This window comes from Enterobacter sp. A103 (assembly GCF_034427535.1).
GTDB classification, from domain to species: domain Bacteria; phylum Pseudomonadota; class Gammaproteobacteria; order Enterobacterales; family Enterobacteriaceae; genus Enterobacter; species Enterobacter asburiae_B.
Genome location: NZ_JAXQPQ010000002.1, coordinates 1 through 23,669 on the forward strand (window position 1 = coordinate 1; position 23,669 = coordinate 23,669).

27 protein-coding genes and 1 other annotated feature are annotated in these 23,669 nt (G+C 54.8%); of the genes, 9 read left to right on the forward strand and 18 right to left on the reverse strand.

The annotated features are described in order from the left end of the window. The 14 genes from SPH27_RS05360 to thrS form a co-directional block, all read right to left on the reverse strand. Nucleotides 1–1,185, reverse strand: a 1,185-nt coding sequence (locus tag SPH27_RS05360) for a protein adenylyltransferase SelO family protein (protein WP_322435615.1), incomplete at its 3' end; no start/stop codon positions are given. 61 nt (nt 1,186–1,246) lie between these two features. After that, nucleotides 1,247–1,963 carry an EAL domain-containing protein gene (locus SPH27_RS05365; protein WP_182071164.1) on the reverse strand — a complete coding sequence of 239 codons (717 nt, stop codon included), beginning with the start codon at nt 1,961–1,963 and terminating at the stop codon, nt 1,247–1,249. Nucleotides 1,964–2,257: 294 nt separating this feature from the next. Continuing rightward, nucleotides 2,258–2,722: an NlpC/P60 family protein gene (locus tag SPH27_RS05370; protein WP_008500650.1), complete on the reverse strand. Its 465-nt coding sequence runs from the start codon at nt 2,720–2,722 to the stop codon at nt 2,258–2,260. Nucleotides 2,723–2,796: 74 nt separating this feature from the next. Beyond that, entirely contained in the window at nt 2,797–3,552 is a 756-nt protein-coding gene (btuD, locus tag SPH27_RS05375; RefSeq protein WP_048979468.1) for a vitamin B12 ABC transporter ATP-binding protein BtuD, read from the reverse strand. Further along, a complete protein-coding gene (locus SPH27_RS05380) occupies nt 3,552–4,103 on the reverse strand; it encodes a glutathione peroxidase (protein WP_023311298.1) in 552 nt (183 codons plus the stop codon). Before SPH27_RS05380 ends, btuD begins: the two co-directional genes overlap by 1 nt. A gap of 33 nt (nt 4,104–4,136) precedes the next feature. Then, a complete protein-coding gene (gene btuC, locus SPH27_RS05385) occupies nt 4,137–5,117 on the reverse strand; it encodes a vitamin B12 ABC transporter permease BtuC (protein WP_182071163.1) in 981 nt (326 codons plus the stop codon). Between the two features lie 103 nt (nt 5,118–5,220). Then, a complete protein-coding gene (gene ihfA, locus SPH27_RS05390; protein ID WP_003857805.1) occupies nt 5,221–5,520 on the reverse strand; it encodes an integration host factor subunit alpha in 300 nt (99 codons plus the stop codon). A 4-nt stretch (nt 5,521–5,524) separates the two neighbouring features. After that, nucleotides 5,525–7,912 carry a phenylalanine--tRNA ligase subunit beta gene (gene pheT, locus SPH27_RS05395; RefSeq protein ID WP_182071162.1) on the reverse strand — a complete coding sequence of 796 codons (2,388 nt, stop codon included), beginning with the start codon at nt 7,910–7,912 and terminating at the stop codon, nt 5,525–5,527. 15 nt (nt 7,913–7,927) lie between these two features. Continuing rightward, nucleotides 7,928–8,911: a phenylalanine--tRNA ligase subunit alpha gene (gene pheS, locus SPH27_RS05400; protein WP_010426091.1), complete on the reverse strand. Its 984-nt coding sequence runs from the start codon at nt 8,909–8,911 to the stop codon at nt 7,928–7,930. A gap of 62 nt (nt 8,912–8,973) precedes the next feature. Continuing rightward, nucleotides 8,974–9,098 (reverse strand) — a sequence feature (Phe leader region). After that, a complete protein-coding gene (gene pheM, locus SPH27_RS05405) occupies nt 9,049–9,093 on the reverse strand; it encodes a pheST operon leader peptide PheM (RefSeq protein ID WP_001386830.1) in 45 nt (14 codons plus the stop codon). Its footprint overlaps the feature before it by 45 nt. Before the next feature lie 117 nt (nt 9,099–9,215). Further along, nucleotides 9,216–9,572 (reverse strand): 50S ribosomal protein L20, encoded by a 357-nt coding sequence (gene rplT, locus SPH27_RS05410; RefSeq protein ID WP_000124850.1) that lies wholly within the window; start codon nt 9,570–9,572, stop codon nt 9,216–9,218. A gap of 50 nt (nt 9,573–9,622) precedes the next feature. Next, nucleotides 9,623–9,820 (reverse strand): 50S ribosomal protein L35, encoded by a 198-nt coding sequence (gene rpmI / locus SPH27_RS05415; protein ID WP_003030583.1) that lies wholly within the window; start codon nt 9,818–9,820, stop codon nt 9,623–9,625. A gap of 97 nt (nt 9,821–9,917) precedes the next feature. Beyond that, the gene (gene infC, locus SPH27_RS05420) at nt 9,918–10,460 is read right to left on the reverse strand and encodes a translation initiation factor IF-3 (RefSeq protein WP_014069901.1); all 543 of its coding nucleotides are present in this window, start codon (nt 10,458–10,460) and stop codon (nt 9,918–9,920) included. Between the two features lie 3 nt (nt 10,461–10,463). Continuing rightward, nucleotides 10,464–12,392 (reverse strand): threonine--tRNA ligase, encoded by a 1,929-nt coding sequence (gene thrS / locus SPH27_RS05425; RefSeq protein ID WP_181594920.1) that lies wholly within the window; start codon nt 12,390–12,392, stop codon nt 10,464–10,466. Nucleotides 12,393–12,714: 322 nt separating this feature from the next. Here thrS and yncL point away from each other — a divergent pair, with 322 nt between their 5' ends. Both yncL and yniD read left to right on the forward strand, forming a co-directional pair. Then, nucleotides 12,715–12,807, forward strand: a complete 93-nt coding sequence (gene yncL / locus SPH27_RS05430) for a stress response membrane protein YncL (RefSeq protein WP_021241082.1) — start codon at nt 12,715–12,717, stop codon at nt 12,805–12,807. Nucleotides 12,808–12,905: 98 nt separating this feature from the next. After that, complete coding sequence (gene yniD, locus SPH27_RS05435; RefSeq protein ID WP_008500658.1) at nt 12,906–13,013, forward strand: small membrane protein YniD; 108 nt, start codon at nt 12,906–12,908, stop codon at nt 13,011–13,013. Nucleotides 13,014–13,093: 80 nt separating this feature from the next. Here the strand turns inward: yniD and SPH27_RS05440 are convergent, their stop codons facing one another. Next, complete coding sequence (locus tag SPH27_RS05440) at nt 13,094–13,852, reverse strand: DUF481 domain-containing protein (protein ID WP_033145273.1); 759 nt, start codon at nt 13,850–13,852, stop codon at nt 13,094–13,096. A 295-nt stretch (nt 13,853–14,147) separates the two neighbouring features. Between SPH27_RS05440 and pfkB the strand changes: the two genes are divergently transcribed. The 3 genes from pfkB to SPH27_RS05455 all read left to right on the forward strand — a co-directional run bounded on the left by pfkB (nt 14,148) and on the right by SPH27_RS05455 (nt 16,443). Beyond that, nucleotides 14,148–15,080: a 6-phosphofructokinase II gene (pfkB, locus tag SPH27_RS05445; protein WP_182071285.1), complete on the forward strand. Its 933-nt coding sequence runs from the start codon at nt 14,148–14,150 to the stop codon at nt 15,078–15,080. Nucleotides 15,081–15,186: 106 nt separating this feature from the next. Continuing rightward, nucleotides 15,187–15,477, forward strand: coding sequence for a type V toxin-antitoxin system endoribonuclease antitoxin GhoS (ghoS, locus tag SPH27_RS05450; protein ID WP_033145271.1), 291 nt, complete (start codon nt 15,187–15,189; stop codon nt 15,475–15,477). A 105-nt stretch (nt 15,478–15,582) separates the two neighbouring features. After that, a complete protein-coding gene (locus SPH27_RS05455) occupies nt 15,583–16,443 on the forward strand; it encodes a fructosamine kinase family protein (protein WP_182071161.1) in 861 nt (286 codons plus the stop codon). Nucleotides 16,444–16,478: 35 nt separating this feature from the next. Here the strand turns inward: SPH27_RS05455 and SPH27_RS05460 are convergent, their stop codons facing one another. After that, a complete protein-coding gene (locus tag SPH27_RS05460; protein WP_023311291.1) occupies nt 16,479–17,015 on the reverse strand; it encodes a YniB family protein in 537 nt (178 codons plus the stop codon). 148 nt (nt 17,016–17,163) lie between these two features. Here SPH27_RS05460 and hxpB point away from each other — a divergent pair, with 148 nt between their 5' ends. From hxpB to SPH27_RS05475, 3 genes are all read left to right on the forward strand, one after another. Continuing rightward, nucleotides 17,164–17,835, forward strand: a complete 672-nt coding sequence (hxpB, locus tag SPH27_RS05465) for a hexitol phosphatase HxpB (protein WP_073001153.1) — start codon at nt 17,164–17,166, stop codon at nt 17,833–17,835. A gap of 101 nt (nt 17,836–17,936) precedes the next feature. Then, nucleotides 17,937–18,527 carry a metal-dependent hydrolase gene (locus SPH27_RS05470; RefSeq protein ID WP_014883483.1) on the forward strand — a complete coding sequence of 197 codons (591 nt, stop codon included), beginning with the start codon at nt 17,937–17,939 and terminating at the stop codon, nt 18,525–18,527. Between the two features lie 127 nt (nt 18,528–18,654). After that, the gene (locus tag SPH27_RS05475; protein WP_058840789.1) at nt 18,655–20,046 is read left to right on the forward strand and encodes an L-cystine transporter; all 1,392 of its coding nucleotides are present in this window, start codon (nt 18,655–18,657) and stop codon (nt 20,044–20,046) included. A gap of 48 nt (nt 20,047–20,094) precedes the next feature. Here SPH27_RS05475 and cedA read toward each other — a convergent pair whose 3' ends face one another. Next, complete coding sequence (gene cedA, locus SPH27_RS23100) at nt 20,095–20,487, reverse strand: cell division activator CedA (RefSeq protein WP_309136789.1); 393 nt, start codon at nt 20,485–20,487, stop codon at nt 20,095–20,097. Nucleotides 20,488–20,537: 50 nt separating this feature from the next. Here cedA and katE point away from each other — a divergent pair, with 50 nt between their 5' ends. Further along, nucleotides 20,538–22,787 carry a catalase HPII gene (gene katE / locus SPH27_RS05485; protein ID WP_182071160.1) on the forward strand — a complete coding sequence of 750 codons (2,250 nt, stop codon included), beginning with the start codon at nt 20,538–20,540 and terminating at the stop codon, nt 22,785–22,787. Between the two features lie 124 nt (nt 22,788–22,911). Here the strand turns inward: katE and chbG are convergent, their stop codons facing one another. Then, nucleotides 22,912–23,661, reverse strand: a complete 750-nt coding sequence (chbG, locus tag SPH27_RS05490; protein WP_182071159.1) for a chitin disaccharide deacetylase — start codon at nt 23,659–23,661, stop codon at nt 22,912–22,914. Nucleotides 23,662–23,669 lie beyond the last annotated feature (8 nt).

Consider the following 23,669-nt stretch of genomic DNA (forward strand, 5'->3'; position numbering starts at 1 on the left):
AAACCAGTCGTCAAACGCCTGTCTGTCAATAAACTCGTCGCGCAGCGGCGAGGCCGCACTGTGCTGCTCCGTCTGGCTCAGCATCCGGAAGGTACGGGTATAATCGCTGCCCTCGCGCGCCATGAGGGCAAACAGACCGTTGAGGATGTCGTTATCGCCCTTCTCCTGCGTCATCAGCCCCAGCTTGTTGCGCATCAGCGAGCCGTATTCTCGCAGCAATATGTCCTGATAGCTGTCGAGCGCATCGTTGAGGGCATCTACGTCGATGAACGGCGACAGGGTTTGCGCAAGCCGCTGCAGGTTCCACAGGCCAACCGCGGGCTGATTGTCAAAGCTGTAACGCCCCTGATAGTCGGAGTGATTGCAGATATAGCCAGGCTGATAATCGTCCAGGAAACCAAACGGACCGTAATCAAAGGTCAGCCCGAGGATCGACATGTTGTCCGTATTCATGACGCCATGCGCAAAGCCCACCGTTTGCCAGCGGGCAATCAGGCTTGCGGTACGGGCAACCACATCCCTGAACCAGAGAACGTATTTGTCCGCTTCGTCCTGCAAATGCGCCCAGTGGTGACGAATGGCAAAGTCAGCCAGCTGGCGAACCTTGTCCGGCTCGCGGCGATAGTAAAAGTGCTCGAAATGACCAAAGCGCAAATGGCTTTGCGCAATACGCATCAGCATCGCCCCTTTTTCCACCGTTTCGCGCGCTACCGGCGTATCGCTGGTGACAATCGACAGCGCGCGCGTAGTGGGAATACCCAGGGCATGCATCGCTTCTGACGCCAGGCTTTCGCGGATCGTTGAACGCAGCACCGCGCGCCCGTCGCCCATTCGCGACCAGGGAGTAAGGCCCGCGCCTTTCAGGTGCCAGTCAACCGTCTCCCCGTTGGGAAGCCGTTGTTCGCCGAGCAGGATCCCCCTGCCGTCGCCCAGCTGCCCCGCCCAGACGCCAAACTGATGTCCGCTATAGACCTGGGCCAGAGGCTGCATACCGGCGAGAAGCGTTTCACCGCCCCAGACGCCTGCGCCTTCTGAACGCTGAAACAGCTCAGGCGGAATGGCCAGTTCTTCTGCCAGCAAATCGTTATGCCAGATAAGGCGTGAATTTTGTAACGGTGTTGGTTTGAGTGCGGTGTAAAAGCCAGGCAACTCGTCATGCCAGTGAGCAGTAAAAGACAGGGTCATAAGTCCTCCTGCTTTTAGTGTAGAGGGTTTACCCGGACTTAAACACGGGCGAAAGCAAGGGTTATCGCTGCTGAACCAGCGATGTAACGTGCTCCGCAGAGACGGCTGGCCAGAGTGCGCCCTGCATGGCGCCAAAATTGAAGGACAAAACGCGTTGCAACAGGCCGTGGTCGTCAATGCCCGAGACGATCACTGACTGGCAGTGCGGCGTGATTTGCCAGAGGATGGCGCGCATAAAAGGCTCAAAAGAGAGCTCCGGGGCACGCTGCTGAATGAAGCCTTTATCGAGGATGACCCGTTTAAATAATCCATCATAGACCGCTTTGAGCGATGCGGCACCTGCGCCAAAGTTTGCCAGAACCAACGGGAAATGGATTGCCATTCTCGCCAGCTGCAGATCGTCCTTTCCGTTATTTAAACCTGGATAATTCTCATTAACAGTAAACTCAAGAAACGGATAACGCTCAAGGATTGAAACAGCGTTTCCATTACTTAATAAAAATTCAACTATTGCAGGTGTAATATTGATCCATGCAATTAACTGATGCTGAATAAAAAACAGTTTACAGGTATCAAGCAATTGCAATTTTTCGTTAAACAGCACTAACTCTTCAGATGCTGAAAGCCGAGGGATAACGAGCTCAGTGGGGATCCGCACATCGCTGCCGACGCCAGTAAAGTTAACCAGAACCTCTAAACCTTTAAGCTCCCCTGCGCTATTACGGGCAGGCAGAAGCAGCAGTTCAGACTGGTAAGCATTATCTAGCGTAATAATCATTGCACTCGCTCCACATTAAAGATGAGAGAGGACATCCTGGAGCAATTGCCGACACAATTCCACTGTCTTGATTTTAATAAGATTAATTTCATTAGTTCCGTTTTTATTTTCAGATTTATCCCTGAATCTAAAATAATTTTATCCTGGTTGCCGAATAATAGCCAGTTTTAGATAAAACAGACACATGCAGGATTCGCTAATTTTAGATAAATTTAACTTTAAGCATCTTATTTGAGAAAAAACGGCATGATTTATTAGATACCATGCCGTCATAAGAGAAGTGTCTGACAAAGACTATATACGTCGTGCCTGCCAGAAATTTTTACGCCAGTAAACATTATCAAGAGAAGAGCGCATCACCCCGCGGCTTGTCGAAGCGTGAATGAACTGATTGTCTGTATCATATATCCCCACATGAAGACCGCTTTCACCCGATCCGGTTTTGAAGAAAACCAGGTCCCCGGGGAGAAGATCGTCTTTATCAATTTCAGTGCCAATTTCGGCCTGCTTGCGCGTTTCGCGCGGAAGCTGTAAATCAAACTTATCGCGGAACGTCATCAGAACGAAGCCGGAACAATCTACGCCGCCGCGGCTCATTCCGCCGTAGCGATAAGGCGTACCGCGCCAGTTGCTCAGCTGATCGTTAAGGCTGGCAATGACGGTGATCGAATCTGAAAGCCGTGGGTTAGGCGGCGGCGCACGATGGCTACTGCATCCCGCAAGAAAAAGTGCGGCCATCAGGAGAAACCAGAATCGCATTTTCAGACGAATCCTCTGCTTTTTTTGTTCTTTTCGTAATTTAGCGTGCAATTGTGCTAAGAGGCAAGAAACGGTTACGTCTGCCCGGTAGAAATCAGCATCTTATGTCCCTCAATATCCAGCCTGCGGAACGACATGTTGTACGCGCGGGCAAGATGGGGCGGCGTAAGAACCCGATCCCGCGCGCCGCTGGCGATCATCTTTCCCTGCGACAGCAGCCACACCCGGTGGGCATGACGCAGGGTGTGGTTGAGGTCATGACTGCTCATCACCACGGCGATACCTTTTCGGCTCAGGGTGCTTAACAGCGTATCCAGTGCCGCCTGCTGCGCCACGTCCAGACCGCTCATGGGTTCATCGAGGAGCAGCATTCGCCCGTGAGGATTACCTGCCGGGTGGATCTGAAGAATGACGGCCGCCAGGCGCACCCGCTGCCACTCTCCGCCGGAAAGCTGGCTGGCATGCCGGGACAGTTTATCTTCCAGTCCCAGGGCCGATGCAACGTCCGTCAGCAGTGCCGTTTGTTGTTTGTCGTGCAAATGCAGCATCAGATAGTGCCAGACCGGCATCGCAAAGGGCGGCATCTGCTGCTGTACGAGATAGCTGCGCCGATGCGCCAGCGAGACCGGCGTCCAGTCCGCGAGCGTATGCTCCAGCAGCGTTATCTGCCCTTCTCCGTCGGTCATGCCTGCCATCCGTGCCAGCAGCGTGCTCTTCCCTGCACCGTTTGGCCCGACAAGATGCAGGATTTCTCCCGCATTGATGATTTCGGTTATCGGCTCCAGACGTCCCCGCTCGGCAACGTCCGTGAGCTGCATCAGCAACGACATTATTTCGCCAGCGCCAGCTTGATCGATTCCATGACGATCGGATCTTCAGGGGTCATATCCGGCGAAAAACGCTGAACGACCTGGCCGTCGCGGCCAATCAGGAATTTTTCAAAATTCCACAGGATATCGTCCGGGTAAAGCGGCGCGCGGCCTTTGCTGGCCATGCGTTCATAAAAACCGCTTCCTTCCGGCGCAACGGCCTTCGGCGCGGCAGCGATCAGCTTCGCATACAGCGGATGGCGGTCTTCACCATTAACATCGATTTTGCTGAACATCGGGAACGTCACGCCATAGGTGGTGCTGCAGAAGGTTTTAATCTCCTCTTCGCTACCCGGCTCCTGGCCCAGGAACTGGTTGCACGGGAAGCCCAGCACGGTGAAACCGTCTTTCTCCCAGGCCTTCTGAATGTTCTCCAGCTGTTCGTACTGCGGCGTCAGGCCACATTTGGATGCCACGTTGACGATAAGCAGCACGTTGCCTTTGTAGCCTTCCAGAGTGGTGTTATCGCCATCAATGGTGGTCACTTCAGTATTCAGGATATCTGACTGCATAGCATTCCCTCAGGTTGTCTTACGGCTTGTTGATTAACGTCCAACTTTTAATAGTAGCCAGATAAATACCGGCGCGCCCAGCGTGGCGGTCACCACGCCAATCGGCAGCTCGGCTGCCGTCAGGGCAAGCCGGGCGATGATATCGGCCACCAGCAGCGTGACGGCCCCGGCAACCGCCGAGGCCGGAAGCAGGGTCCGATGGTCCGTGAGGCCACACAGGCGCAGCATGTGCGGAATCACCAGCCCGATAAAGCCGATCGCGCCCGCCAGAGCCACGCTGACGCCGACCAGCCAGCCAATGGCTATTACCAGCACATTACGCCAGAACCCAATCGGCATGCCGAGCTGGCGGGCAGAGGTTTCACCCAGCGCGAGCATATTCAGCGGCTGCGCCTGCAGGGCCGCCCAAACGATGACCGGCACCAGCAGCGCCATCAGCCAGCCCTGGTGCCAGTCAACGCCTCCAAAGCCGCCCATCATCCAGTACATCAGCTGACGCAAGTCAAAGGATGTTGAAAAGTAGACCGCCCAGGTCATCAGCGCGCTGCAGATGATCCCCAGCGCCACGCCGGCAAGCAGCAGGCGGCTGGTCGATAAGTGCCGTCTGGCGAAACGAAGAAGGATCGCGGTGATTAGCAGCGCGCCGAGGATAGCGCTCAGGCTAATACTCCATCCGGAGAGTTCTCCCCCACCCAGCATCACCGCCGCAATCAGGCCTACGCCTGCGCCGTTTGACACGCCGAGCAGCCCGGGCTCCGCCAGAGGGTTATCAAACAACGCCTGCATTATGGTGCCGCACAGCGCCAGCGCGGCGCCGACCAGAACCACCGCGACGGTGCGCGGCAGGCGAATTTGCCAGACGAAGAGCTGCCCGTCAGGCCCCCACCAGCTTTCAGGCCCGATCCATCTGTCGCCCGCGCAGAGGCTCACGCCTGCGGCGACAATGAGCATCAGCACCAGCAAAAGCAGGTGACGCTTATCGGAACGGTGCTGGTGATGGGCATAATCAAGCATGGGTACGGTTTTAGTAGCGAGAGATGTAATTGATTTTACGGCGGGTTTGCCGGAGAGCGCAAAGAAAAAAGGCCGCGTGGGCGGCCTTTTTAGTTAGTTCATATTACTCTGCTTTGGGCGTTGCGTTTTCGACACGGCTTTTCAACTTCTGGCCGGGTCTGAAGGTCACCACGCGGCGGGCTGTAATGGGAATATCTTCCCCCGTCTTCGGGTTGCGGCCCGGACGTTGGTTTTTGTCTCGCAAATCAAAATTGCCAAAACCGGAGAGTTTTACCTGCTCACCATTTTCCAGAGCACGACGGATCTCTTCGAAAAACAGCTCTACCAGCTCTTTGGCATCCCGTTTGCTAAGCCCAAGCTTATCAAACAGATATTCTGACATTTCAGCTTTTGTAAGCGCCATAGGTTCAATCCCTCAATGATGCCTGGAATCGCTCTTTTAATGCCTCTACACATTTGGCGACGGTAGCGGCAATCTCCTCTTCTTCGAGTGTACGGCTGGTATCCTGAAGGATAAGGCTAATAGCGAGGCTCTTGAAACCTTCTGCTACGCCCTTGCCGCGGTACACGTCAAATAAGTTTACGCCAACTACCTGATTTACGCCAACTTTCTTACATTCGGCCAAAATATCTGCTGCAGGCACATTTTCCGCGACCACAACCGCGATATCACGGCGGTTTGCCGGGAAGCGCGAGACGTCCTGAGCCTGAGGAATAACGCGGTCAGCCACCGGGTTCCATTCCAGCTCGAACACGATGGTACGGCCGTTCAGGTCCAGCTTACGCTCCAGCTCAGGGTGAACAACCCCAATAAAACCAACGCGTTTGCCGTCTAAATAGATAGCTGCGCTCTGGCCCGGATGCAGAGCCGGGATAGCTTCTGCGCGGAATTCAATTTCAGATAATTTACCGGTCAGATCCAGAATCGCTTCCAGATCGCCCTTCATATCGTAGAAATCAACCGTGCCTTTTGCCAGGTCCCAGTGCTCTTCATAGCGGTTGCCGCTGATGGCGCCAGCCAGCATGAGATCCTGACGGATGCCTAAATTTGCCTGATTATCCGGTACAAAGCGCAAACCGCTTTCGAAAATTCGCACGCGGTTTTGCTGGCGATTCTGGTTATAAACGACAGTGCCCAGCAGGCCCGTCCACAGAGACAGACGCATCGCGGACATTTCGCTGGAAATTGGGCTTGGCAGGATCAGCGCCTCCTGACCCGGGTGGATCAGCTGCTGCAGCTTTGGATCAACGAAGCTGTAGGTGATCACTTCCTGGTAGCCTTTGTCGTTCAGCATGGTTTTCACACGCTTCAGGGACAGGTCGGCTTCGCGGTGGGTGCCCATCACCAGACCTGCCTGGACAGGCTCGTCAGGGATGTTGTTGTAGCCGTAAACGCGGGCCACTTCTTCCACCAGATCTTCTTCAATTTCCATGTCGAAACGCCATGATGGCGCAACGGCTTTCCATTCGTCCTGGCCTTCGGTTACTTCACAGCCCAGACGTTTCAGGATGTCGGTTACCTGCGCATCGGCAACGTGGTGACCAATCAGGCGATCCAGCTTGCTGCGGCGCAGGGTGATGGTCGCACGCTTCGGCAGGGTCGCTTCGTTGGTGACGTCGATAACCGGGCCCGCTTCACCGCCGCAGATGTCGATCAGCAGGCGGGTCGCACGTTCCATCGCTTTGTACTGCAGCGCCGGGTCAACGCCGCGCTCGTAGCGGTGAGAGGCATCGGTATGCAGGCCGTGGCGGCGTGCGCGACCGGTGATGGAGAGCGGGCTGAAGAACGCGCATTCCAGCAGGACGTTTTGCGTCTCGTCGTTGACGCCCGAGTGCTCGCCCCCGAAGATACCGCCCATTGCCAGCGCTTTGCTGTGGTCAGCAATCACCAGGGTGTCGGCGTTCAGTTTCGCTTCGCTGCCGTCGAGCAGAACCAGGGTTTCGCCCTCTTTCGCCATGCGCACAACGATGCCGCCGTCGATACGGTCTTTATCGAACGCGTGCATTGGCTGGCCCAGCTCCAGCAGAACGTAGTTGGTCACGTCGACCACGGCGTCGATAGAGCGAATACCGCAGCGGCGCAGCTTCTCTTTCATCCACAGCGGAGTTGGCGCTTTCAGGTTGATGCCTTTCACCACGCGACCGAGGTAGCGCGGGCAAGCATCCGCAGCGTCAACCTGGATAGGCAGCACGTCACTGATGGTCGCTTCAACCGGCGCGATTTCCGGCGCGTTCAGCTCAGTCTGGTTCAGCACGGCCACGTCGCGCGCCACGCCGATGATACCTAAGCAGTCGGCACGGTTTGGCGTGACGCTGATTTCGATAGTGTTGTCATCAAGCTTCAGGTATTCACGGATATCGGTGCCGATTGGCGCATCCAGCGGCAGCTCAATAATGCCGTTGTGATCGTCGGAAATACCCAGCTCGGAGAAGGAGCACAGCATGCCTTCAGACGGCTCGCCGCGCAGCTTAGCCGCTTTAATTTTGAAATCACCCGGCAGCACCGCACCGACGGTCGCCACGGCCACCTTCAGGCCCTGACGGCAGTTTGGCGCACCGCAGACGATATCCAGCAGACGGTCACCGCCCACGTTTACTTTTGTTACGCGCAGTTTGTCAGCATTCGGGTGCTGGCCGCACTCGACCACTTCGCCAACGACCACGCCGTTGAAGGCACCGGAAACCGGCTCAACGCCGTCGACTTCCAGACCTGCCATGGTGATCTGGTTAGAAAGCGCGTCGCTGTCCAGCGTGGTGTTCACCCACTCGCGTAACCACAGTTCACTGAATTTCATTGTTCTGTCCTGCCCTTATTTAAACTGTTTGAGGAAACGCAGATCGTTTTCGAAGAATGCACGTAAGTCGGTCACGCCGTAGCGCAGCATAGTCAGACGCTCCATGCCCATGCCGAAAGCAAAGCCGGAGTAAACTTCCGGATCGATACCCACGTTGCGCAGCACGTTTGGATGCACCATGCCGCAGCCCAGCACTTCCAGCCATTTGCCGTTTTTACCCATCACGTCAACTTCCGCAGACGGTTCGGTGAACGGGAAGTAGGACGGACGGAAACGAACCTGCAGATCTTCCTCAAAGAAGTTGTTCAGGAAATCGTGCAGCGTGCCCTTCAGGTTGGTGAAGCTGATGTTTTTATCAACAATCAAACCTTCCATCTGGTGGAACATTGGGGTGTGGGTCTGATCGTAGTCGTTACGATAGACGCGGCCCGGCGCGATAATGCGGATTGGCGGCTCCTGATCCTTCATGGTACGGATCTGAACGCCGGAGGTCTGAGTACGCAGCAGACGCGTAGCGTCGAACCAGAAAGTGTCGTGGTCAGCGCGTGCCGGATGATGGCCAGGAATGTTCAGGGCGTCGAAGTTGTGGTAATCATCTTCGATTTCCGGGCCAGTCGCCACGGTAAAGCCGAGCTCACCGAAGAAACTTTCAATGCGATCGATGGTGCGGGTAACCGGGTGCAGACCACCGTTTTCGATGCGGCGACCCGGCAGAGAAACGTCGATCGTCTCTGCGGCCAGACGCGCATTCAGCACCGCGCTTTCCAGCTCGGCTTTGCGCGCGTTCAGCGCCTGCTGTACCTGCTCTTTGGCTTCGTTAATCACCGCACCCGCTGCCGGGCGTTCTTCTGGCGGCAGCTCACGCAGGGTTGTCATCTGAAGGGTCAGGTGCCCTTTCTTCCCAAGATATTCGACGCGGACATTGTCTAACGCGGCAACATCTGAGGCCTGATTAATGGCGGCTGTTGCACTGGCAACCAGCTCTGCGAGATGTGACATGATTTTCCTCATTATGTCGGTGCAGACACCGATTTGGTGGAGTTATTCTCTCAAATTCAGGCACAAAAAAAGCCTCCATCGGGAGGCTTATCTGGCGCTGTTTTTCGTTTCATCTTTCACGCGCTAGCCTCCTGAAATCAGGTGCTAAAGTAAAAGAAGAAGCGGAAAATAGCAGCATTCATGCTTGCGTTACCTTGTCTGGTAAAAACCGTTAAGACCTTATTGAAAAGCCTGGACGGATAAATGTCAATCTTCTGATGGTGTTAAATGAAAAGAGGGAGCAAAGCCCCCTCTCTCAACTGGCTTATGCCAGTGCTGCTTTCGCTTTTTCGACCAGAGCGGTGAACGCTACTTTGTCGAATACTGCGATGTCAGCCAGGATCTTACGGTCGATTTCAACAGAGGCTTTTTTCAGGCCGTTGATGAATTTGCTGTAAGAAATACCGTTCTGACGTGCTGCTGCGTTGATACGCGCAATCCACAGTTGACGGAACTGACGCTTACGCTGACGACGGTCACGGTAAGCGTACTGACCTGCTTTGATAACAGCCTGGAAGGCAACGCGGTATACGCGTGAACGCGCACCGTAGTAGCCTTTAGCTTGTTTCAAAATTTTCTTGTGACGTGCACGTGCAATTACACCACGTTTTACGCGAGCCATATGTGCTCTCCTGTATCTATATTCTTAGTAAAAAATTAAACGTTAACGGCTTATGCGTACGGCAGGCACGCGATAACCAGACCCAGATCGCCTTTAGAAACGAGGCCTTTTGGACGCAGGTGACGTTTACGCTTAGTAGATTTTTTGGTCAGAATATGACGCAGGTTTGCGTGCTTACGCTTAAATCCACCACCACCGGTTTTTTTGAAGCGCTTAGCAGCACCGCGTACGGTCTTAATTTTTGGCATCTTAATAACTTCCACTTCGCATTGTTAAATAAACGAAACATAGGCGAACAAAACCTATGAAACCCGAAGGCTCCACAGATTTTGCTGCTTGAAGGCCTTACTGTTTCTTCTTAGGAGCGAGCACCATGATCATCTGGCGGCCTTCGATCTTCGTAGGGAAGGATTCGACTACTGCCAGTTCACTCAGATCGTCACGGACGCGGTTAAGCACTTCCATACCAATCTGTTGGTGGGCCATCTCACGACCGCGGAAACGCAGTGTGATCTTGGCCTTATCGCCATCTTCCAGAAAGCGAATCAGGCTGCGGAGTTTTACCTGATAATCGCCATCGTCGGTACCAGGACGGAATTTGATTTCCTTAACCTGGATAACTTTTTGCTTCTTCTTCTGTTCCTTAGAAGACTTACTCTTTTCATAAAGGAACTTGCCGTAGTCCATGATACGACAAACTGGCGGTTCGGCGTTAGGGCTGATTTCAACTAAATCTACTCCAGCTTCTTCAGCTTTTTCGATCGCTTCTCTCAGACTCACAATCCCCAGTGGTTCACCTTCAAGATCTGTTAAGCGAACTTCCTGGGCGCGAATCTCGCCATTGATACGATTCGGACGTGCCGTTTGAACTCGTTTTCCGCCTTTAATACCTTATTCCTCCAGTTGTTGAAGACTGCGGCTGCGAATCTCTTGTTGCAGCTTCTCAATCACTTCACTTACGTCCAGGCTGCCCAGGTCTTTACCACGGCGGGTGCGAACGGCAACTTTGCCTGCTTCCACCTCTTTATCACCACAGACCATCATATACGGGACACGACGTAAAGTGTGCTCGCGGATTTTAAAGCCAATCTTCTCATTTCTCAAGTCTGCTTTTACGCGAATGCCCGCATTTTGTAGTTTCTGCGTCAATTCTTTAACGTAATCCGCCTGAGAATCGGTAATGTTCATCACCACGACCTGCACTGGCGCAAGCCAGGTTGGGAAGAAGCCAGCGAACTCTTCGGTCAGGATGCCGATGAAGCGCTCCAGAGAACCGAGAATTGCACGGTGAATCATTACCGGTACCTGACGCTCGTTGTCTTCGCCAACATAAGAGGCGCTTAAACGCTGCGGCAGGGAGAAGTCCAGCTGTACAGTACCGCACTGCCATGCGCGATCGAGGCAGTCATACAGGGTAAATTCAATTTTCGGACCGTAGAATGCGCCCTCGCCCAGCTGGTATTCGAACGGAATACCGTTCTCTTCCAGCGCCACGGCGAGATCCGCTTCTGCGCGATCCCATGTCTCATCGCTACCGATACGTTTTTCCGGACGCGTTGAGAGTTTGACCACGATCTTCTCGAAGCCAAAGGTGCTGTACATATCGTAGACCATACGAATACAGGCGTTAACTTCGTCACGGACCTGATCTTCAGTACAGAAGATATGCGCATCATCCTGAGTAAAGCCACGAACACGCATCAGACCGTGCAGCGCACCTGATGGTTCGTTACGGTGGCAGCTACCGAACTCCGCCATACGCAGCGGCAGGTCGCGGTAGGATTTCAGACCCTGGTTGAAGATCTGAACGTGGCCCGGACAGTTCATTGGCTTGATGCAGTATTCACGGTTCTCAGACGAGGTGGTGAACATCGCATCTTTGTAGTTGTCCCAGTGGCCGGTTTTTTCCCACAGCACACGGTCCATCATGAACGGGCCTTTCACTTCCTGATACTGGTACTCTTTCAGCTTGGAGCGTACGAAAGTTTCCAGTTCACGGAAGATGGTCCAGCCGTCGTTATGCCAGAACACCATGCCCGGCGCTTCTTCCTGCATGTGGTACAGGTCAAGCTGCTTACCGATTTTACGGTGGTCACGCTTCGCCGCCTCTTCCAGGCGCAGCAGGTACGCGTTCAGGGCTTTTTTATCGGCCCACGCGGTACCATAGATACGCTGCAACATCTTGTTGTTGCTGTCGCCACGCCAGTAGGCGCCTGCGATCTTCATCAGCTTAAAGTGATGACAGAAGCGCATGTTCGGCACGTGCGGTCCACGGCACATGTCGACGTATTCTTCGTGATGGTACAAGCCAGGCTTGTCATCATGCGAAATGTTTTCGTCAAGAATAGAGACCTTGTAGCTCTCGCCGCGCTTCACGAAGGTTTCACGCGCTTCGTGCCAGCTGACTTTCTTCTTGATGACGTCATAGTTCGTTTCGGCGAGCTCGTGCATGCGTTTTTCGAGCGCGTCGATATCTTCCTGAGTCAGGGTGTGGTCAAGGTCAACGTCGTAGTAGAAACCATTGTCGATAACCGGACCGATCGCCATTTTGGTGTTTGGCCACAGCTGTTTGATGGCATGGCCTAACAGGTGCGCGCAGGAGTGACGAATGATCTCCAGACCTTCTTCGTCTTTCGCGGTGATGATTGCAAGCGTCGCATCGTTTTCGATCAGATCGGAAGCATCCACCAGCTCACCGTTAACGCGGCCAGCGATAGTCGCTTTCGCGAGACCAGGACCAATGTCCAGGGCAACATCCATTGGGCTAACAGCACGGTCAAAATGGCGTTGGCTGCCATCAGGAAGAGTAATTACAGGCATTTTATATCCTTATTTGCAGTGATGCCCCACACATAAGAGCATATACAAAGAAAATAATCGTGATTTGACAATAGATTACGACACCATCTGACCAACAATCGTCAAATTGGTTCGTCATCATTCACCAGCCGAATTCAGATTAATGTGGATTTACGGCAAGCGACGTAATGTTAACACTAACGGCAAGGAGATTGCACCCTCTGCGGCCAGATTGATGGGCTGGCGCTTTCGCACGAATTTGCAGGTTGCTTCTCCCCTGCGCTCGCATTTCAAAGATGCTGGGCTACTCTTGAACAGGTCTATAAACCCAAAGGTGCATACCATGAACGTATCCAGTAGAACGGTTGTGATATTGAACATCCTTTCCGCCACAGGTTTATTGTTGATTCTCGCCGAACGATTCCACTGGTTCTGAGCCGAACCCTACGCTGGCATAACCCAATCGTTCCTGAGAAGGGGCATATTTCGGCCCTGTTTGGTAGACTGGGGATATCAACCAACAAGGATTAGGTTATGCCAACTAAACGATTTGCCGTTAAACACTGGAAAATGGTGCTGGTGCTGATTGCCATCTGCGGCGCAATGCTGCTACTCCGTTGGGCGGCAATGATTTGGGGCTAGGGGCGAAGACAAGTCATCAGAAGGGACGTCAAAAGACCGCAGACAATAAACGGGCCGACATCATCATCGGCCCGCTTTTATTACATTCTATAACCCAGTGAAACCGTGGTTCTGCGGTCGGTATGATCCGGTGCAGATTCTGGTGGTGAAGAGTTCCAGGTCACGTTGTAGGCGACTTTCAGGCCAAAGTGTTCGTTGATAGCCACGTTCAGCGCCGTCTCAGAGTTCAGCGTCGTATCGTCGGCACCAAATACAGAAACACCCTGGGTAAATTTGGTGTTGTCAGTCATCTGCCAGGCATAGGTACCGGAAGCGTAACCGAGCGGTTGGGTTTTGGTATCGCCATTGGTGTACTCGTCGTAACGCACACCCGGACCGAATTCAAAACGGAAGCTGTGTACCGGACCGTTCAGGAACTGGCGACCATAACCGGCGGTGAATACATCGCGCTGGCGATAACCGTTGTAACGGTCGGTTAACCAGCTTGCCTGACCAAACAGGTAGTCATAGTCGGTCATGTTGTAACGGCTACGTCCGCCTACCGCATACTTCTCGGAAGAACGTTCGTCGTTAGCAGAAGTGTTGCTGGCATTACCCCATAGAGACCAGGCGGTGGTATTACCGTACCAGGTGAGCGTACTGTCCGCCGTCAGAGAAGAGCTTTTCGTGTTACCGGATTGTGCCAGGTACCCAGCATTCAGATTACCTTCAAACGGTTTTTTCGCGGTGGATGGATCGTCCATGACAGTAAAAACGGTATCATCAGCGGTCGCGTTCATAGCCGCAAACACGCCACCCGCCAGCATCAGTGCAGCGGGCACTGTCTTTAAAAGCTTCATTTTATTAAGGAGTCCGTACAACAAAAAAAGAGACCACACGGTCCCGGAATCTTTCTTGAGGATCAATGACAAGGCGTCCAGAGAAAGGTAACAAATTATAAAAAGCCGCAAATAACATAGCAATGTTTTCTTATTTCATTTTTTGAATAAGAACGATCTCAAAAAGCGTTTTATTTTATATATCCCCCGCCTCACTTTTCGTCAGTATTCATATTTAAAATCATACTGTTATTTACATTGCCTTCCTGACAAATGGTGCCAGGCTAATAAGAACCCATGCTAAAAGGAGGTAATGATGGTTTCTATTTATACTCTGACGCTCTCCCCTTCCCTGGATTCCGCCACCCTGACGCCGCAGATTTACCCGGAAGGTAAATTGCGCTGCAGCGCCCCGGTCTTTGAGCCCGGCGGCGGCGGGATCAACGTGGCGCGCGCCATTACACACCTCGGCGGCAAAGCCACGGCAATTTTCCCCGCAGGCGGTGCTACCGGTGAACACCTGGTCTCTCTGCTGGCCGATGAACAGGTGGCCGTTGAAACCGTTGAGGCCAAAGACTGGACGCGGCAAAACCTGCATGTCCACGTAGAATCCAGCGGCGAGCAGTACCGTTTTGTCATGCCGGGCGCGAAACTCAGCGATGACGAGTTTCGTCAGCTTGAAGAAAAAGTGCTGACGATAGAAAGCGGCGCGCTGCTGGTGGTAAGCGGCAGCCTGCCGCCCGGCGTAAGCCCGGAAAAATTGACGGCGCTGATTCAGGCCGCGCAGCAGCGCGGTATCCGCTGCATAGTCGACAGCAGCGGCGAGGCCCTGCAGGCGGCTCTGGTGCCGGGCAATCTGGAGCTGGTCAAACCCAACCAGAAAGAGTTAAGCGCGCTGGTCAACCGCGAACTGACGCAGCCTGATGATGTGCGCACCGCAGCGCAGGAGCTGGTGCGAAGCGGCAAAGCGCGGCGCGTAGTCGTCTCCCTTGGCCCTCAGGGGGCGCTGGCAGTCGATGAATCGTCGTCCGTTCAGGTTGTCCCACCGCCGATGAAGAGCCAGAGCACGGTTGGCGCTGGCGATAGCATGGTGGGTGCGATGACGCTAAAACTGGCGCAGGGCGCGTCTCTGCTCGAGATGACACGCTACGGCGTGGCGGCGGGTAGCGCCGCCACCATCAACCAGGGCACGCGTCTCTGTTCGCTTGCCGATACGCAAAAAATCGTCGATTACCTGTCCCGAAATTAACCCCTCTTCCCCTTCGTCTTTACGGAGGGGAATGCCGTCTCTGAGTCGCCAAACGCAAACTATCGACTATGCTAAGAAAACTTCCATGATAACAATGAGGTGAATTATGAGCAGTGGTGACATCACACGCTACGTCGTGACCATCAACCTTCATGAAGCATCGCTGACCGAGCTGAATGAGCTCAACAATGCTTTCACCCGCGCTAATTTTCTCCTCACGCTGACGGATGACGAGGGCAACATTCATGATTTAGGCACCCTGACATTTGGTCTGATCGGCGCCCTGAGTCAGGAAGAGGTTCATGCGCTGGCCGCCAGTCTGGTGGAGAGCGTGACCGACAAGCCTGCCGAAATTGACGTGGATACCTGGGAAAGCTGGCGGAAAAAAGAACAATAAGTGCGCTGTATGAATTTAAACCGCTCAGGTGTGCGTTAGTTCGTATTTTTTTACCGCAGTTATGCGCTAACTTTATGATCTGGCAGACAACATGGGAGAGACAACATGTGGCAGGCTATCAGTCATCTTTTACGTGAGCAGCTGGGTGAAGGTGAAATTGAACTGCGTAACGAACTGCCAGGCGGTGAGATCCACGCCGCGTGGCATTTACGCTACGCTGGGCGCGATCTCTTCGTTAAATGCGATGAGCGAGAGCTGCTTTCAATATTTACCGCCGAAGCCGACCAGCTGGAGCTGTTGTCCCGCAGTAAAACGGTCACGGTCCCGCAGGTTCTGGCCGTGGGGAGCGACCGCGACTACAGCTTCCTGGTAATGGAATATCTCCCCGCCCGCCCGCTGGATGCCCATAATGCGTTCATCCTTGGCCAACAGTTAGCGCGCCTGCATCAATGGAGCGACCAGCCGCAGTTTGGTCTCGACTTTGACAACGATCTCTCCACCACGCCACAGCCCAATGCCTGGCAGCGTCGTTGGTCGACATTTTTTGCCGAGCAGCGCATTGGCTGGCAGCTTGAGCTGGCCGCCGAGAAAGGGCTGGAGTTTGGCAATATCGACGCCATCGTCGAGCACGTTCAACAGCGTCTGGCATCCCACCAGCCTCAGGCGTCTCTGCTGCACGGCGATTTGTGGTCCAATAACTGCGCGCTGGGTCCCAACGGCCCGTACATCTTTGACCCGGCCTGCTACTGGGGTGACAGAGAGTGCGATCTTGCCATGCTGCCGCTTCATCCTGAGCAGCCGCCGCAAATATACGACGGATACCAGTCTGTTTCCCCCCTCCCGCCCGGTTTCCTCGACCGCCAGCCGGTGTATCAGCTTTATACGCTGATGAACCGTGCCATTCTTTTTGGCGGAGAACACCTTGTTAACGCGCAGCGGGCACTCGAGCGTATGCTTGCCGCCTGAGAAGATAAGGGTGGCCTTGCCGCCACCCTTATTGCTTACAGAAAACCGAGCAGTGAGAAGAAGAAGTATCCCGCCACAATGATAATCACGGGCAAGATGTAGAGCGGGAAAATTTGCAGGAAAATGGTGTGACGCGGCACAACGATGCGGGATTCAATCTGCTCCCGACTCATTCCTTCCGGGCCTTTGGCCTGCTCCAGAATCAACTGATCCTCAACGCCTTCGCGTAAAAAGCGCGTCTGGCGACTCATTCTCGCGCCAGAGGCCTGCAGTGCCAGCGCGACAAAGATCAGGGCATATATCACCCAAAAGCCGATATTCAGCTGTTGATGAAAATCTGGGGTGGGTGAGTTAAACCAGAAGACATTCAAAAATGGCGTATTAAAACGCATCATCTCAATCATGACATGAGCGAAATCAAGCATTACCGCATTGATACCCGGCTGTTTTTCGCTGTGATCGTACATAAATTTGAGTACAGAAATCAGCGTAGAAATGACGGCAGGAATAAAAATCACCCAGCCAGCAATACGTTTTAAGACCGCAATGCGTCCAGCTTGTTGATACGTCATCAGTTCCTCTTCATAAAGACGCGTTATTTGTGCCTAAGTCTACCTGCTGGTCATCAATTTCGCCCGCTCTTTAAAAGCAATATGCTAAATTGCAGATTGTGCTTAGCACGTATCGTCTGTCGAACACCCTGGATAAGGAGACGTTGTGATGTCGACACCGCGCCAAATTCTTGCCGCAATTTTTGACATGGATGGATTACTGATCGATTCCGAACCGCTGTGGGATCGCGCCGAGCTGGACGTTATGGCCAGCCTGGGCGTGGATATCAGCCGCCGTAATGAACTTCCCGATACGCTGGGCCTGCGCATCGATATGGTGGTTGACCTGTGGTTTGCCCAACAGCCTTGGGTAGGTCCCAATCGCGATGAGGTGACCGCACGCATTATCAGCCGCGCCATTTCTCTGGTGGAAGAGAACCGGCCGCTGCTGCCCGGCGTACGTGAGGCCGTCGCGCTGTGTAAAGCCCAGGGGCTGAAGGTCGGACTGGCCTCGGCTTCGCCGCTGCATATGCTGGAAAAAGTGCTCACGATGTTTGAACTGCGCGACAGTTTTGACGCGCTGGCGTCCGCTGAAAAATTGCCTTACAGCAAGCCGCACCCGCAGGTCTATCTGGACTGCGCCGCAAAGCTGGGCCTGGATCCCCTCAACTGCGTTGCGCTGGAAGATTCCGTTAACGGTATGGTGGCGTCGAAGGCTGCACGGATGCGCTCCATTGTGGTGCCCGCAGAAGAAGGCCGTCACGCCCCCCGGTTTGCCCTTGCCGACGTGAAGCTTAACTCGCTGGCAGAACTCACGGCACATCACCTGCAGGGCGGTTAACGCCCTTCTCCGGTTTGTGACAAACAGTTACACCGTCACCTCTTCCGCCTACTGTATAAAAACCCTATACTGTATGAATTGACAGTTTTGTGGGTTTTATCATGACGGCGGAAGGCCACCTGCTTTTTTCTATTGCGTGCGCGGTATTTGCCAAAAACGCTGAACTCACCCCCGTGCTGGCACAGGGGGACTGGTGGCATATTGTCCCTTCCGCCGTATTGACCTGTCTGCTGCCCGACATTGACCACCCCAAATCTTTCCTCGGACAACGCCTTAAGTGGGTGTCGAAACCCATCGCCCGTGCGTTCGGCCACCGGGGTTTCACGCATAGCCTGCTGGCCGTCTTTGGCCTGTTAACGCTTTTCTATTTGAAGGTGCCCGAAAGCTGGATAGTCCCCGCCGATGCCATCCAGGGGATGGTGCTGGGCTATTTAAGCCATATTCTCGCCGATATGCTGACGCCTGCGGGCGTGCCGCTGCTTTGGCCCTGCCGCTGGCGTTTCCGTTTTCCGATCCTCGCACCGCAGAAAGGCAACCAGCTTGAGCGCGTATTGTGCATGGCATTGTTTGCGTACGCCGTCTGGATGCCGCAAACCTTGCCCGAAAACAGTGCAGTTCGCTGGTCATCCCAGATGATTAATTCGCTGCAATTTCAGTTTAATCGCTTTATTCATCACCAGATTGAACAGTAAACCGACAAAATCATCCCATTTGTCATAATCCATTCCATTTGGATATAAGCGCTACATCACACTTCTGCTAACCTTCCGCCAACAGGATCGGTAAAAACCGACCCAATAATAAATCAGGAGAACGGGGATGAATTTTCCACTCATCGCGAACGTCGTTGTGTTCGTTGTATTGCTATTGCTTCTCGCGCAGGCGCGCCACAAAAAGTGGAGCCTGGCGAAAAAAGTGCTGGTTGGTCTGGCCATGGGTGTCGTATTTGGTCTGGCATTACAGGCAATTTATGGCTCCGATAATCCAGTTCTGAAAGATTCCATTCAGTGGTTCAACATCGTCGGTAACGGCTATGTTCAGCTGCTGCAGATGATCGTTATGCCGCTGGTGTTCGCCTCTATTCTGAGCGCCGTGGCCCGCCTGCATAACGCGACTCAGCTGGGAAAAATCAGCTTCCTGACCATTGGTACGCTGCTGTTCACCACGCTGATTGCCGCGCTGGTGGGTGTGCTGGTCACCAACCTGTTTGGCCTGACCGCAGAAGGTCTGGTTCAGGGTACCGCTGAAACGGCGCGTCTTACCGCGATTCAAACCAACTACGTTGGTAAAGTGGCTGACCTGACCGTGCCGCAGATGGTGCTCTCCTTCATTCCGAAGAACCCGTTTGCTGACCTGACCGGTGCGAGCCCAACCTCGATCATCAGCGTGGTTATTTTCGCCGCGTTCCTGGGCGTAGCGGCGCTGAAGCTGCTGAAAGACGACGCGCCTAAAGGCGAACGCGTGCTGACGGCGATTGATACCCTGCAAAGCTGGGTGATGAAGCTGGTGCGTCTGGTGATGCAGCTGACGCCTTACGGCGTGCTGGCGCTGATGACCAAAGTGGTTGCCGGCTCTAACCTGCAGGACATCATCAAGCTGGGCAGCTTCGTTGTCGCCTCCTATCTGGGCCTGGGCATTATGTTTGTGGTGCACGGCATCCTGCTGGGCGTGAACGGCGTCAGCCCGCTGAAATACTTCCGTAAAGTCTGGCCGGTACTGACCTTTGCCTTCACCAGCCGTTCCAGCGCCGCGTCTATTCCGCTGAACGTTGAAGCGCAAACCCGTCGTCTGGGCGTGCCTGAATCCATCGCCAGCTTCTCTGCCTCCTTTGGTGCCACCATTGGTCAGAACGGCTGTGCGGGTCTGTACCCGGCGATGCTGGCGGTGATGGTCGCCCCTACCGTTGGGATTAACCCGCTTGATCCGGTCTGGATCGCCACGCTGGTCGGGATTGTTACCGTAAGCTCCGCAGGCGTTGCGGGCGTTGGCGGTGGCGCAACCTTCGCCGCGCTGATTGTGCTGCCCGCGCTGGGCCTGCCCGTGACGCTGGTCGCGCTGCTGATCTCCGTTGAGCCGCTGATCGACATGGGCCGTACCGCGCTGAACGTGAGCGGCTCCATGACTGCCGGTACGCTGACCAGCCAGTGGCTGAAGCAGACCGACAAAGCGATTCTGGAAAGTGAAGACGACGCCGAGCTGGCGCACCGTTAATCACGGTAGAAATAAAAAAACCGCCTGATGGCGGTTTTTTTATGGCTGTTATTCCTCAACCTCTTCATCCTGGCGGATCTGCATCGCCCACCGCTGCGCCGATTCCGGCACGGTAAACGTGGGCGAGCGGCGGAAATGTTCGCCGATCAGCACGAAGGCCACGTATTTCCCCCGCAGCTGCCAGACATCGCGAAAACCCTCCACTTTCAGGGCATGGTCAGGCGGCGCGGGCTCAACACGGGGCACATAGCTAATAACCTGGCGGTTTTGTTGACGAAGAGGTTTCATAAGCGACTGGTTCACTAAAGCAAATTCTTGAAGCAGGAAAATTCTATGATAGCCGATCCTGCTGCCTTCCGTCGCGCTCCGAGTGGGCGGGATGGCTCCTTTCGTCAATGACGGCATGTGAAAACTCTTAGTTCGCGAGCCATCTCGCGACATTGTTCTATCCTTAATAGGGTTTTTAGCAATGGATAAAGGAGAAGCGTGCAATGTCGAACAAAGATAAAACTCATCAATCACCGATTCATGGCACTGAGGAATCTCAACCGGGCATGGACTCTCTCGCCCCTGCTGACGGCTCTCACCGCCCCTCCCCTGGCCCTTCCGCACCGGGCGAACAACCTACCGCACCGGGAAGCATGAAATCACCGGACGCGGAAAACGAGAAGCTGAAATCGCTTGAGCCGCACCGCAAAGGCGGCGAAGGTTTTGCGCTCACCACCAATCAGGGCGTGCGCATTGCTGACGATCAGAACTCCCTTCGCGCAGGCGCGCGCGGGCCAACCCTGCTGGAAGATTTTATCCTGCGGGAAAAAATCACCCATTTCGACCACGAGCGGATACCGGAACGCATCGTCCACGCGCGCGGTTCCGCTGCGCACGGCTACTTCCAGCCATACAAGAGCCTGAAAGCGATCACCAAAGCGGACTTCCTTTCTGACCCGGACAAAATCACTCCGGTATTTGTGCGCTTCTCCACCGTACAGGGCGGCGCGGGTTCGGCAGATACCGTCCGCGATATCCGCGGCTTTGCCACCAAGTTTTATACCGAAGAGGGTATTTTCGATCTGGTGGGCAATAACACCCCGGTGTTCTTCATTCAGGACGCGCATAAATTTCCTGACTTTGTCCATGCGGTAAAACCGGAGCCCCACTGGGCCATACCGCAGGGACAAAGCGCGCACGACACCTTCTGGGACTATGTCTCCCTGCAGCCTGAAACCTTGCACAACGTGATGTGGGCGATGTCAGACCGCGGCATTCCGCGCAGCTATCGCACCATGGAAGGCTTTGGCATCCACACCTTCCGTCTGATCAACGCCGAGGGTAAAGCCACGTTCGTCCGTTTCCACTGGAAGCCGGTGGCGGGTAAAGCCTCGCTGGTGTGGGACGAGGCGCAGAAGCTCACCGGGCGCGATCCGGACTTCCATCGCCGCGAGCTGTGGGAGTCCATCGAAGCGGGCGACTTCCCGGAGTACGAGCTGGGCCTGCAGCTCATTCCGGAAGAGGACGAATTTAAGTTCGATTTCGACCTTCTTGACCCGACGAAGCTGATCCCGGAAGAGCTGGTGCCGGTTCAGCTGGTGGGTAAAATGGTGCTCAACCGCAACCCGGATAACTTCTTTGCCGAAAACGAACAGGCCGCGTTCCACCCGGGGCATATCGTGCCGGGGCTGGACTTCACCAACGATCCGCTCCTGCAGGGTCGTTTGTTCTCGTACACCGATACGCAGATCAGCCGTCTTGGCGGGCCGAACTTCCACGAAATTCCGATTAACCGCCCAACCTGCCCGTACCACAATTTCCAGCGCGACGGGATGCACCGTCAGGATATTGATACCAATCCGGCGAACTATGAGCCGAACTCGATTAACGATAACTGGCCGCGCGAAACGCCCCCGGCGCCGAAACGCGGTGGATTCGAATCGTACCAGGAGCGTGTCGACGGCAATAAAATTCGCGAGCGCAGCCCGTCGTTCGGCGAGTATTACGCACACCCTCGCCTGTTCTGGAACAGCCAGACGCCGATTGAGCAGCAGCATATTATCGGCGGCTTCAGCTTTGAGCTGAGCAAAGTGGTGCGTACCTACATCCGCGAGCGGGTGGTCGATCAGCTGGCGCGCATTGATATTCAGCTCGCCCAGAGCGTTGCGGATAACCTGGGTATTACGCTGACCGACGAGCAGCGCAACCTTGCCCCGCCGAAAGAGGTTAACGGCGTGAAGAAAGATCCGTCGCTGAGCCTGTATGCCGTGCCGGGTGGCACGATTAAAGGCCGCGTGGTCGCCATCCTGCTGAACGACAAAACCCGCGCCAGCGACGTGCTGGGGATCATGCAGGCGCTGAAGACCCAGGGCGTGCATGCGAAACTGCTTTATTCCCGCATGGGGAAAGTGACCGCCGATGACGGCTCCGTGCTGCCGGTGGCGGCGACCTTTGCCGGGGCGCCATCGCTGACCGTCGATGCGGTGATTGTGCCGTGCGGAGACATTGACAGCCTGCTGAACAACGGTGACGCGGTGTATTATCTGCTGGAAGCCTATAAGCACCTGAAACCGATCGCGCTGTCCGGCGACGCGCGACGGTTTAAGGCGCACCTGAAGGTGGCCGATCAGGGTGAGGACGGCATTGTCGAGGGAGACAACGTTGACGATGCCTTTATGACGAAGCTGTTTGATTTGCTCGCCGCGCACCGCGTCTGGTCGCGCAGCAGTAAGATTGACCAGATCCCGGCGTAAAAACCATTCCCGGTTGTGCTGCCTGATGCCCTCACCCCGCCCCTCTCCCACGGGAGAGGGAGAAAACAATAAAAACGGTAACCCAGGTTACCGTTTTGCTTTTACCTCGCCACCGGGCTTTATCTCAAAGATCCCCGAACGACCCCAACCGATACCCACGCTCGGCAATCGCGTATTTCAGCGAAGGCGACGTCAACACGTCCAGCTCCGCCAGGCGCGGCCAGCAGTAGGCGCTTTTCCGCACGGTGTTATCGACAAAAGCAGGATGCGCCATGACCTCCAGCGACCGTTCCCCCCGCGCGCTGGAATCATCCAGCACCTTAAGGAACAGCGCTTCGTCGATCTCATCGCCGTAAAATGCGCTGCTGAATCCCTCAGTGGTGGTCACGGCGCAGTCGGGCACGCCGCGCGCCTCCCGATCCACGCGCATCGCCACGCCTTTACGCTGCGCAAACTCCGCGACAATGGGGAAAATCGCCGAGATCATATGCACGTGGTGATGGCTGTCGATGTGCGTCGGTGCCTTACCAAAGGCGTCAACAAAGCGGTTGAACTGACACTCCAGCTCGCGGGCAATCTCTTCGAGAGGCAGAACGCCCTGTTCCGCCAGTTCCCAAATCCATTTGCCCAGCTGGCCATCGCGCGTCAGGCCGGGCATGGGCGAAAGCGGCATCCCGAGCGTCAGCACAAAATGCATGCCAACGCCCAGCTCCGGCACCTCGCGGCTCAGCTGCGCCGCGTGTTCAACCGCCTCACCATTCACCAGTGCCGTGGTCGAGGTCACAACACCCCGGCGACAGGCTTCAATAATGCCGTAGTTCTGGCCTTTCGAGAGGCCAAAATCATCAGCATTAACGATCAGCAGGTTTTCCATTGTGCGTC

Coding starts and splice junctions, on each gene's coding strand:
- SPH27_RS05365 (WP_182071164.1), bottom strand. CDS start 1,963: ATGATTATTACGCTAGATAATGCTTACCAGTCTGAACTGCTGCTTCTG.
- SPH27_RS05370 (WP_008500650.1), bottom strand. CDS start 2,722: ATGCGATTCTGGTTTCTCCTGATGGCCGCACTTTTTCTTGCGGGATGC.
- btuD (WP_048979468.1), bottom strand. CDS start 3,552: ATGTCGTTGCTGATGCAGCTCACGGACGTTGCCGAGCGGGGACGTCTG.
- SPH27_RS05380 (WP_023311298.1), bottom strand. CDS start 4,103: ATGCAGTCAGATATCCTGAATACTGAAGTGACCACCATTGATGGCGAT.
- btuC (WP_182071163.1), bottom strand. CDS start 5,117: ATGCTTGATTATGCCCATCACCAGCACCGTTCCGATAAGCGTCACCTG.
- ihfA (WP_003857805.1), bottom strand. CDS start 5,520: ATGGCGCTTACAAAAGCTGAAATGTCAGAATATCTGTTTGATAAGCTT.
- pheT (WP_182071162.1), bottom strand. CDS start 7,912: ATGAAATTCAGTGAACTGTGGTTACGCGAGTGGGTGAACACCACGCTG.
- pheS (WP_010426091.1), bottom strand. CDS start 8,911: ATGTCACATCTCGCAGAGCTGGTTGCCAGTGCAACAGCCGCCATTAAT.
- rplT (WP_000124850.1), bottom strand. CDS start 9,572: ATGGCTCGCGTAAAACGTGGTGTAATTGCACGTGCACGTCACAAGAAA.
- rpmI (WP_003030583.1), bottom strand. CDS start 9,820: ATGCCAAAAATTAAGACCGTACGCGGTGCTGCTAAGCGCTTCAAAAAA.
- thrS (WP_181594920.1), bottom strand. CDS start 12,392: ATGCCTGTAATTACTCTTCCTGATGGCAGCCAACGCCATTTTGACCGT.
- yncL (WP_021241082.1), top strand. CDS start 12,715: ATGAACGTATCCAGTAGAACGGTTGTGATATTGAACATCCTTTCCGCC.
- yniD (WP_008500658.1), top strand. CDS start 12,906: ATGCCAACTAAACGATTTGCCGTTAAACACTGGAAAATGGTGCTGGTG.
- SPH27_RS05440 (WP_033145273.1), bottom strand. CDS start 13,852: ATGAAGCTTTTAAAGACAGTGCCCGCTGCACTGATGCTGGCGGGTGGC.
- pfkB (WP_182071285.1), top strand. CDS start 14,148: ATGGTTTCTATTTATACTCTGACGCTCTCCCCTTCCCTGGATTCCGCC.
- ghoS (WP_033145271.1), top strand. CDS start 15,187: ATGAGCAGTGGTGACATCACACGCTACGTCGTGACCATCAACCTTCAT.
- SPH27_RS05455 (WP_182071161.1), top strand. CDS start 15,583: ATGTGGCAGGCTATCAGTCATCTTTTACGTGAGCAGCTGGGTGAAGGT.
- SPH27_RS05460 (WP_023311291.1), bottom strand. CDS start 17,015: ATGACGTATCAACAAGCTGGACGCATTGCGGTCTTAAAACGTATTGCT.
- hxpB (WP_073001153.1), top strand. CDS start 17,164: ATGTCGACACCGCGCCAAATTCTTGCCGCAATTTTTGACATGGATGGA.
- SPH27_RS05470 (WP_014883483.1), top strand. CDS start 17,937: ATGACGGCGGAAGGCCACCTGCTTTTTTCTATTGCGTGCGCGGTATTT.
- SPH27_RS05475 (WP_058840789.1), top strand. CDS start 18,655: ATGAATTTTCCACTCATCGCGAACGTCGTTGTGTTCGTTGTATTGCTA.
- cedA (WP_309136789.1), bottom strand. CDS start 20,487: ATGTCGCGAGATGGCTCGCGAACTAAGAGTTTTCACATGCCGTCATTG.
- katE (WP_182071160.1), top strand. CDS start 20,538: ATGTCGAACAAAGATAAAACTCATCAATCACCGATTCATGGCACTGAG.
- chbG (WP_182071159.1), bottom strand. CDS start 23,661: ATGGAAAACCTGCTGATCGTTAATGCTGATGATTTTGGCCTCTCGAAA.